Raw genomic sequence first — 10,559 nt, 5'->3', positions numbered from 1 at the left:
GTTAGAAGGGTTTGGTTTAAAAATCTCATGATTTAAATAAAAACCAAAAATTAGATTTCCTGGATATTCAAAATAGTTCATGTATTAATTATCTTTAAAAACCTTAATTTTTAAATATTCCGCTTGGTCATAAATAGGATCTACTGTTTTCCCATCTACAGCTTTATTCGGAATAAAAGTTGCCGTATAACTATTAATTGTTCCTGCAGTAGTACCATAAAATAGCGAACTAAAAGTAACGGCTGGCGTTTGTTTGAAAATGTTCCAATCTAATTTTAATCCACCGAAACCACTCGATAATTTCTTTTTTCCTCCCTTTACTACCTCTTTCCCTTTTTCCACAACTTCTTTGGTTTGAGAAGCCTGGTTTTTGTTTTCTTTATTTTGTTTAATAATTGTGCATTAGTATTAACAAAAAAGAACAATACTAAGCTTAGAAGTACGACTTTTTTGCATTATTTATTATTAGTTACATGTAAAAATCTCCTATTCTTAAAGAATTACAATGCAATAATAAATCAAAGCTAAATGGTAATTTTATCTAATGAATATATGTTGGGATTAAAAATAAATTCGTTGAATTTTGAGATACATTCGTTTTTTTACCAGAATTAACATTTGAACACATTACAGTAGAATAAGGGATTATATTATTCCTTCAACTGATAGAAGTAACAAAATCCCAAGCTCAAAAAAGAACTTGGAATTTTTCTATCAACCATACTAAAAAATCTAGTCTTTAATAATTTTTAATGTTTTAGTTCCTCCATTAACAAAAGTTACTTTTACTATGTAAGTTCCAGAAATCACATTAGAAATATCAATTCTACTTTCATTTGAATTAACAGCTTTAGCAAAAACTTCTTGCCCTAATAAATTATACATAGAAACGGCTGTAATTTCTTTGTCAAACGAAAAGTTTAAAACATCATTTACTGGATTTGGATATACTTTTAATTTGTTTATTGCGAAATCTTCATTAGATAATGTCGAAGGATAACAAGAAATGTAAGTGAACGTGTCTTTTTGAACATATGTACCATCGCCTATTTGACCAACGACATTACTTCCTGTCCCTCGTATAAAGCCATCTTCATTTTTCACCAATACATGATACCCTCCTGCAGCAATTTTGCTTGCATCTAGAGAAGTACCTACTTGTGTTGGAATAAATACATTAGAATTATTTCCCGATGTTCCATTACCTAACTGCCCGGAATAATTATACCCCCAACTCCAAAGAGAAAAATTATTTTTCGTAGCAATTGTATAACGAGTGCCGACTGATACATCTAACCAATCCGTTGCAGTTCCAACCTGAATAGGATTTGTTCTATAAGTAGTTGTGCCATCGCCAAGTTGTCCGGTTGAATTTTCACCCCAAGTCCAAAGTGTACCATCAGTCTTTATTGCAGCACAATGATGTTGACCTCCAGCTAATTTCAACCAATTTGTATCTGTTCCTATTTGAGTAGGAATATTGTTTTGAGATGAGGTTCCATATATATTAGATCTAGAACCCCAAAACCATAAGGTTCCGTCGGTTTTTATTGCAAGAGAATGATATATTCCTGTTGCTATTGTTTGCCAATTTGTAGTCGTGCCAATTTGTATTGGAGTAAGTTTATCCACAGTTGTGTTATCTCCCAATTGTCCGTATTCATTGTCACCCCAAACCCATAATGTGCCATCAGTTTTTAAAGCAATTGTATGGTACCAACCATCACTTACACTTAGCCAATTTGTAGCGGTACCTATTTGAGTCGGAGTAGCTATAACCCAATTTCCATTTCCTGTACCTAATTTTCCTGAACCGTTAGCACCCCAAGCCCAGAGTGTTCCATCAGCTTTTATACCGTATGAAGATGAATAACCGGCGTGTACTTTAACCCAATTATTTGCTGTTCCTATTTGTGTTGGAATGTTTCTATTCACATCAGTGCCATCACCTAATTCGTATGATGTATTTCTACCCCAAGCCCAAAGTGTTCCGTCATTTTTTATAGCTAAAGAGTGATAATCTCCAGCACTAATGCTTTGCCAGCATTGAGCAGAAATTTGTATTGTTATTAATAAAAACAAAATAGTAATTGTTCCTTTCATATTTTTGATTTTGATGATTTGAAGCTTAATTTAATTAAAGTTCCACCAAAACTATGAGATAAGAAGTACTAGATCAATTTATTCATTGGACTATTTATAAATAATCGGATAATCAAACAAAGTTATTTTATTCATTTCTAAACACTTAATCTGTATGTCCTAATTTTTCAATTTGATAATAGAGAGAGTCAAGATAAAGGATAATAGTATTATAAAAAATAAATTTTACCTAATGAACATTCGTAAGCCATAAAATATATTCGCAAATATTTCAAATAACAATCCATTAATTTTCAAAAATACAAGGGATTTCAAAACTAACTTTTGCCCCTACAATTTTTTCACTACTATCTTTTATATTATCCGTATGTACAATAAAATCTTGATTTTTAGTATAGCTAATCAACCGTTCCTTGGTAATCGTCATGGCAAGCGATTTATGATTAGTTTCTTTTTTCTCAGCTTCAAATCCTCTTCCATTATCAGTAACCTCAAAGAATAACTTGCTGTCTTTTAGATAAAAATGAATGTTTATCTTTCCGTTTTCAGAAGTATTACTTAAACCATGTTTTATTGCGTTTTCAATGAAAGGTTGCGTTAACATAGGCGGTAAAAATATACTTTCTTGGTCAATCTTATCTTCAACAGTTATCGTAAAACTGAATTTGTTATTGTATAAAAGCTGCTGAATGGAAAGATAGTTTTTAGTCATTTCTACCTCTTCTTCCAATGAAATATAATTTTCATTAGAATTTTCCAGAATTTGCCTTGTAAGCTTTGAAAACTTAGTTAAATAATTTATAGCTTCATCATCTTTTTTGCTATAAATCAATCCTTGAATATTATCAATAGAATTAAAAATAAAATGTGGGTTCATTTGGGTAACCAAAAGCTTTTGTTTGATCTGTTCTTTTTCAAGAATCGTAATTGACTGTTTTTGTTTGTTGTTTCTATAATAAAAATACACTCCCAGCACAAGTAAAAGCAAAATTCCTGAAAGCCCTATAAGCCAATTATTTTTGACTGCCGCTTTCTTTTCAGAATCTAATTTTAAATTTAATTCTCGCTTCTCAAAATCATATTTAAGTTGTTGTTGAACCAAAGCGTTTTTAGAAGCTTCTATTTTACTTGAATCGGTTAATTTTTCGTTTAGAAGATGTGCTTCTAAGGCTTTTTTATAATCTTTTCTTTGCAAACTAACTTGATACAATAATTCAGAAACCGAAATTTGAATATCTATATTCTTAGATGTTTTTGCAATCGACAACCCTTTGCTTAAATATAAATTGGCCTTTTCTAAGTCATTTTTTCTAAAGTACAATTCCCCTAAATTAATATAGACAAATCCAATTGATGGTGAATTTTCTTTTAGAGAAACATCTAATGCTTCTTTTAAAAAAACTTCCGCTTCTTCAAATTCTCCTTCTTTTAACTTTACGTTTCCTATTTTTCCAAGAGAAGTACATAATAAAATATTATCATTCGTTATTTTAGAAATCTCATTTGCTTTCTTAAAATAAAACAATGCCTTTTCATAATCATTTAAGTCTAAATAACAAGAACCGCAGTTTAAATAGGTTTGTCCTTTATAATAAAGAGCATTTGCAGTTTCTAATTGTGACTCTTTTGCAGTTTCTAAATAATTAATCGTTTTTAAGTTATGCTTTAATGCCTCTTTATACTCCTTTTGTTGGTAATAAATCGTAGCTAATGAAGAGTTTACCATGGCAATTCCTTCAAGATTTTCATCAGGATTTTTTTCAAAATATTTTAATGCTGTAAAAAAACACTCAATTGCCTTTTGGTATTCATTAATGGTAGAATAAAAAGTACCTTTTGAAACAATTACATAGTTCATTTGATCATAAACTTTTTCAGCTTTAAATATTGAGATGCTTTTATCATAATATTTAACAGCTTCCGAGGTCTCTTTTTTTAATCCGCGAAAAGCTGCTAGGTTGTTGTAATAAGCCGCAAGATGTGTAGCATAAATTTGATGAGATTCTTGATCTACTTTTTTAGGATAGCCTTTTAGTGCCAGCTTCCCCATTTGCTCATTTATTTCTTCATACAGCTCGAAATCTACTATATTGTCAAGAATTAAAGCAATTTGCATCAGCTTAGTAGTATCATGGAGCTTTGGATTTTCAACAAGTATTTTCACAGAATCTATAGTTTTACCTTGTGAAAAAGAATAAAACACCAAGAATAAGAAAAAAAAGATTGAAGTCCGTTTAATAATAGATTGCATTTATGAAATTTAATAGGTTGAAAAATGTGTCTAAAAATAATCAATTTAAAACAGTTTTTAACAAAAATCCCAAATTCAAAGAACTTGGGATTTTAAAAACTTTATTTATTTTTTATCACATTATTCCTTAACAATAGCAATCCATTGCCCCTTGTTTCTGAAAATATAATTATCATCATACATGGCTTCGCATTGAATTCCCGGTAAATAATAGCTTCCCAAATACGACGCATTCAACAATACAGTAAATGTTTTACTTTCTCCGCGACTCAAACCAAAATAGAATTGTGTTCTATCATCACGAATATCAATATAATCCGCTTTGTTTTCTGCAAAACTTCCAAAATCGGTAAAACGTGAATTCACAATTTCAAATCCGGAAGGGAAAATTTGCGTCAAAGCTACATTCTGAATAGGTTCCATTCCATTATTTCTTACAGTTACCTGCGCTACAATTTCAGTTCCTTGTTTCACATTCGATAAACTTACCGCTGCTCCGTTTCGCGTTTTATAAGAAACTTGCGCCGATAAATTTTTCATCATTTCGCGCTCTTGTCCCATTGGCAACACACCCGAATTCAATACACGAACATATAAAGTAGCATTTCCAGTGTTTTTCAGATTTACACTATAATTGCCTTGATTCACCACTAATTCTTTTTCCAATACCGATTTTGTTGTGGTCAATTTTTCAGATTTTCCGTTGAATGTCAAACTACAATTAACACCTTTACTACCGTTTTTAATTGCAAATTTTGACATGGCATATAACGAATAGGCTGTTGTTTGCGTACTCATATAATATTCTCCCGACAAACGTTTTGCTAATGTATTCGCTGTTTGGAACGCTTTTGTTTTATCATCTAACAGCAAATAGGTTTCCAACAACATGGCTCTGTTTCTATCCTCTGAACCGTAATAATAGTAATAACGATTTTCATTTGTTTCATTCCAATTTACTGAAGTCATAATTTTCTGCGCGGTTGCTTTTTGTCCTGCCAAAGCGTAAGCCGCTGCTAAACGCAATTTAGATTCTGTTGAAATACCAACCGTTTCTCGCAATCGGTTCATAGAAGCCATATCGGCTTGTCCGGCTACAGCCAAAGTGTACAAACGATACGCCTGAGCAAAATCATTATGATAATCGGAATTATAACGCCATTGTTTGGCCTGATTTTGTTGGAACGAAATCCATTTTTGCTTGAAACCAATAGGTAAAACATACCCTTTTTTCTCTGCTTCCATCATAAACTGACCGGCATAAGAAGTTCCCCAATCGTCGGCGGTACTGTTTCCTTGCCAATATGACAATCCGCCACTTGCCAACTGAAAACGACCTAAACGCTGAATTCCTTGATTGATATTTTGCTGTATCTTCTGCTTTTGACTATCGTTTATCGCTACTACATCAGCCAAATACAATTGTGGAAAGACACTTGATGTAGTTTGTTCTACACAACCGTGCGGATATTGAATCAAATATTGTAATCTTCGTCCAAAATCAATAGTTGGAAAAGAAGAAACTTCAACTCCTGCTTTATTCGTTCCTAAAACACCAAATGTCGTCCAATTGATATCTTTACTTTCATTTGGTACCAAAACGACATCCACAAAATCATTCGTCAACGGATTCGGATTTTCTACATCCAATTCTACTTCATATGTTGCCTTTTGACTTCCCGATATTGCAATAACTTCTAATTTGGCAATGCCAATTTTATCTGCGGCTTCTAAATCAAAATACACCATTTTTTCATCTGGAGAAGCAAACGAAATACTTTGCTGAGAAGCTCCTTGAACTTTTAAGAAGCTATTAGTCTTGATTTGAACCGAAACATTTTTCACTTGATTTTCCATAGCAAAAACCGTGATGGGCAACGTAATTTTCTCTGTCGGAGAAATTTTTCTCGGCATGGAAGCCAATACCATCAACGGATTTTTAACCGGAACTGTTTTCTCTGTACTTCCGTAAGCGTTTTCGTTTGCATTTCCGGCTACTACCATCGCTCTAACAGAACCTACATAATTAGGCATCGTAAAACGATGTGTTGCTTTTTGTCCTTTTTCTAATTTAAAAGGTCCTTTATAAATAATAACCGGTTTGAATCGGTTGGCTTTTTTGGCTTTTCCACCGCCTAAATCTTCATCTCCACCAATACTGAATATCTGATTGATTTTTCCGCCATACGCTCCGATAACATCATCGTAAATATCCCAAGTACGAACGCCAAGTGCTTGTTTCGCATAAAATTTATCCCAAGCATTCGGTGTTTTAAATCGGGTTAAATCCAACAAACCTTCATCAACAATAGCAATCGTATATGTCATTTCCTTACCTGATTGTTCGCTAACTTTAATCGTAGCTTCTTTTTCAGGACGCAACACTTCAGCCATTTCAATCTGTGGTTTTAAAACGGTATTTTTATCAATAACTTCAATCGGTAAGATTCCATACATTCTAATCGGAGAATCGTTCAACGTAGACGCGTGTGGTTTAAGCAACGAAATATTGGCATACACATTTGGCGCCATTTCCGGTGTTATTTCAACTTCAACTTTAGTTTCGCCTTTAGTGGTATTTGCCCAAAGTGTTTGCACTACTTTTGAACCGTTTTCGAAAGACAACAAAGCACGCCCGCCTTCGCTGGAAGGGAATGAAATAACTGCTTTTTCACCTACCTGATATTTTTCTTTATCGGATGTGAAAACCAACATATTTGCTGTTTCTCCAGTTCCTGATTTTGATTTTCCGGACCAAATGGGCCAATCGATAATTTGAGTTGTGCTAGTTGCGTGACCACCATTTTCATCCACCACACGAATTAAGTAACGTCCCCAATCATCTTCCGGAACTTCAAACTGAAATGACGCTTTTCCTTTTGAATCGGTATTTAATACAAAATTTTTATAGGCCGTTGTACTGTAATCCGAATTGTATTTTGCTAAATCATCATTTGACGAATTCCACCACCAACGCCAATCTACTTTATATACTCGAACTTCTAAATTTTTAACCGCTTTCGGTTTGCCATTTTCAGAAAGTGTCACTACTTCAAAACGATTCACTTTTCCGGTTTCTAGCATGCCGTATTTATTAGGTTCCGGACTTTTTAACCCTACATACGTTTCATAAGGTGAAAAATGAGCAGTAACTACATCGGTACTGAAATCACCGCCATTTTCATACGCTTTGGTTTGGAAAACTACTTTTAATTTTCCTGGCGATTGACGGTTTACTTTAGGTTGCAACGTAATATTAGCGAAACCTGTTTCATCCACTTTTCCAGAATACACATTGACTTCTTCGGTATAAAAATTACGAACTTCATCATCAAAATCGTAGGCTGCATATCCTTTAAAAGTAGTATTCTCTTCCATGAATTTTGCCTGCATTTCCACTTTCAGATTTTTAGCCGGAGCACCGTGCAACCAATTGACCTGAACCGTTCCTTTATTAGGTTGGTTTCCCGAAATTTGTGCATCGTTAAAACTATTCTTGATTTTTAAACGATTCGGTTTAATCGTCTCAATTTTAATGGATTTGTAGAAATTAGCTCCGCCCACACTAACTTTAGCTTCCCAATTTCCGGTTAAATCAGTAGATTTAGTAACCACATTAAATACATAATGATTGCTCTCTTTGTATTTTTGAACTGCTTGATAGGTTAATTTTCCTTTTGGATCGGACAATCGGAATTTGATCGGGTGTTTTCCTGCTAATTTACTTTCGTTATCATTCAACATAAACGCAATATGCAGTGTGTCGCCCGGTCGCCAAACGCCTCGCTCGCCATAAATATAACCTTTCAATCCTTTTTGTAAGGTTTCTCCGCTCACATCAAAATTACTTACTGAAAGCGATTGCCCTTCATCTAAACGAACATACGTAGTATTATTGTTTTGCGTAACTACAGCAAAAAAAGCATACTTTTCTAAATCGATAGTTGCCCAACCTTTATCATCTGTTTGTACCGTTCCCAATTTTTGTTGTTGGAAATTATACAAATCAACAGTTGCTCCCGGAACCGGTTCGGTTGTTACGATATTGTTCACAGCGAAGAAGTAAGAACCGTTTTCGCCTCTTTTAGCGATAACACCTAAATCGGTTGCCGCAACATTAGTTGCAATTGTTTTACGATAATAATAGGAATTGGTACACGGATCTTCTCTTTCTGACCATTCGTAATCATAATAATAATCGTCTTCGTAATAATAGTAATTACCATTATTGCTTCTTACTTCTTCATTATCATCTTCCGGTTCATCTGTTGTTTCGTCTTCTTCTATCGAAGCACATTTATAAAGTGAATATTTTTTATTAAAATCTAATTCGACTCTATAAATAGCTCCCGGTTCCGGAGTAATGATTTTTGATAAATCTAAAGCATAGGCATTCCATTTGCTATAATTAATCAAATTACTTTTCTTCAAAGTCACTTTTTGCTTAGCAATTGGCCCGGCTACTTTTCTAAGATTATAGTTTCCGTTCAACTGATTATCCTGCAAAAATTGCAGCACATTGTTTTTGTAAATCTTATAAACTTTGACATCAACAGCACTTAAATTAACGGCTTCAAAATTGATCTTTAAATTATTAGAACTTGGCAAAATCGTTCCGCTTTTCACAAAACGAACACTAGGCTTCAATTGCTCGAAAGCTATTTTTTGCGAAAAATTTTGTTTCAATTTATAACCATCTTCACTTTCTATTCCTTGAAAGACCTCAACTAACAATTCGCCTTTTAACGGTTCAGTAAAAAAGACTTTTAGCAGATTTCCTGCTGTAGCAAATTTCAATTGGTTAGCTGATTCGACTTGAACCAAACCATTAAAATCCTGATTTTTCTTTAAAGGATCAGAGAAATTAAGTAACAAAACCTGAGTGTTTCCTTCTTCTACTTCTGCACTTAAAACCGAAAAATTATTTTTTCCCGGAATATCGATTTCTGTTTCTCCTTTTTGTTCAATATTAAAATCTTTTCCATCCCAAGAAACTTTTATTTTAGAATCTTCTTCAAATCTTTGGATACTGTCAATTACAAATTTGAATTCGCGTGCATTGCTAAATTCTTTATCTATTTTCACGGATAATTTTTTATCCTTTTGTAATACAGAAATCAGTTGATTCGCTTTCTCCATCGGAAAATTATCGCTGGTATTCAACACTCCGTTTAGATAAAAGTAATCTTTGCTATAAGATTGCAGATCTTGAAAATTAATTACAAAATCTTGCTTAATAGTTTTTACTGTAAAATTGAATTTTTCCAGTTCACTTTTCACCTCTTTCAATTTAAACAAATGAAAACTAACTTGATATTCTTGATTATTTTGTAAAGGTTCATTTGGTACAAAAGCCAATGTATTGGCCGACATTGCCACAACTTTTCCTTTTACATTGGGGTTTACAGTGAATAAATCTTCGTCAATTTCTTTATTCGGAGTATAATCGGGTATGTCAAAGGCTAGCACTACTCGAATGTCATCATGAGCGGAAATTAAGCCCGAACTAAAATTTAGTATGTACTCTTTGAATAATCCGTAGTTAGAATTGAAATCTTTACTCTCTTTAGAACAAGAAACTATTAGAAAAAGAGCTGCCAAAACAAGCCCTCCTAGAAAAGTTTTACTTTTACTCATGATGATTTATTATAGTTGTTTTTTTATTGATTGATATCAAAAATGATGCAAAAATTGCCTTAAAGATAGATTATTTTTTACTAAAAATAAGACAATCTATCGTTTGGTTCTAAAAAAGGCTCTCATTAATAATGCGCATTCTTTTTCTAAAACACCACTAACTACTTTAGTTTTAGGATGCAACTGTGTTCCTAATTTTGTAAAACCTCTGTTTTCATCTGCGGCACCGTACACAATTTTTGAAATTTGACTCCAATATAAAGCTCCGGCACACATTTGACAAGGCTCTAATGTAACGTATAAAGTGCAATCTTTAAGATATTTTCCTCCCAAATAGTTTGCTGCACTTGTTATAGCTTGCATTTCAGCATGAGCTGTAACATCATGAAGCAATTCGGTAAGATTGTGACTTCGAGCAATGACTCTGCTATCTATGACAATAACAGCTCCGACAGGAATTTCACCTTTTTCAAATGCGACTTCAGCCTCAAGCAAGGCTTTTTTCATAAAATATTCATCGGTGAAAATGTTTTCCATAAGTACAAAAGTACATTTTTTTCAAAAATGC

At 33.2% G+C, this 10,559-nt stretch carries 5 protein-coding genes; all 5 read right to left on the bottom strand.

What is annotated here, in order from left to right; all coding sequences use genetic code 11:
- Positions 1 to 84: 84 nt before the first annotated feature.
- A complete protein-coding gene (locus ACUSJC_RS08580) occupies positions 85 to 342 on the bottom strand; it encodes a hypothetical protein (RefSeq protein ID WP_449269155.1) in 258 nt (85 codons plus the stop codon).
- 390 nt (positions 343 to 732) lie between these two features.
- On the bottom strand, positions 733 to 2,103 hold the full coding sequence (locus ACUSJC_RS08575) for a T9SS type A sorting domain-containing protein (RefSeq protein ID WP_449269154.1): 1,371 nt from the start codon (positions 2,101 to 2,103) through the stop codon (positions 733 to 735).
- A gap of 286 nt (positions 2,104 to 2,389) precedes the next feature.
- Positions 2,390 to 4,267: a tetratricopeptide repeat-containing sensor histidine kinase gene (locus tag ACUSJC_RS08570; protein ID WP_449269153.1), complete on the bottom strand. Its 1,878-nt coding sequence runs from the start codon at positions 4,265 to 4,267 to the stop codon at positions 2,390 to 2,392.
- A gap of 207 nt (positions 4,268 to 4,474) precedes the next feature.
- Positions 4,475 to 9,991: an alpha-2-macroglobulin family protein gene (locus tag ACUSJC_RS08565; RefSeq protein WP_449269152.1), complete on the bottom strand. Its 5,517-nt coding sequence runs from the start codon at positions 9,989 to 9,991 to the stop codon at positions 4,475 to 4,477.
- A gap of 96 nt (positions 9,992 to 10,087) precedes the next feature.
- Positions 10,088 to 10,528, bottom strand: coding sequence for a nucleoside deaminase (locus tag ACUSJC_RS08560; protein WP_449269151.1), 441 nt, complete (start codon positions 10,526 to 10,528; stop codon positions 10,088 to 10,090).
- Between the last annotated feature and the right edge of the window lie 31 nt (positions 10,529 to 10,559).

It is taken from the genome of Flavobacterium sp. U410, from assembly GCF_053570605.1.
The sequence above is the reverse complement of the archived record's forward strand: the minus strand, read 5'-3'. Positions and strand labels throughout refer to the sequence as shown.

Bases quoted from the DNA above. Each gene is read 5' to 3' on its own strand.
- ACUSJC_RS08565 (WP_449269152.1), bottom strand. From the start codon at position 9,991: ATGAGTAAAAGTAAAACTTTTCTAGGAGGGCTTGTTTTGGCAGCTCTT.
- ACUSJC_RS08560 (WP_449269151.1), bottom strand. From the start codon at position 10,528: ATGGAAAACATTTTCACCGATGAATATTTTATGAAAAAAGCCTTGCTT.
- ACUSJC_RS08575 (WP_449269154.1), bottom strand. From the start codon at position 2,103: ATGAAAGGAACAATTACTATTTTGTTTTTATTAATAACAATACAAATT.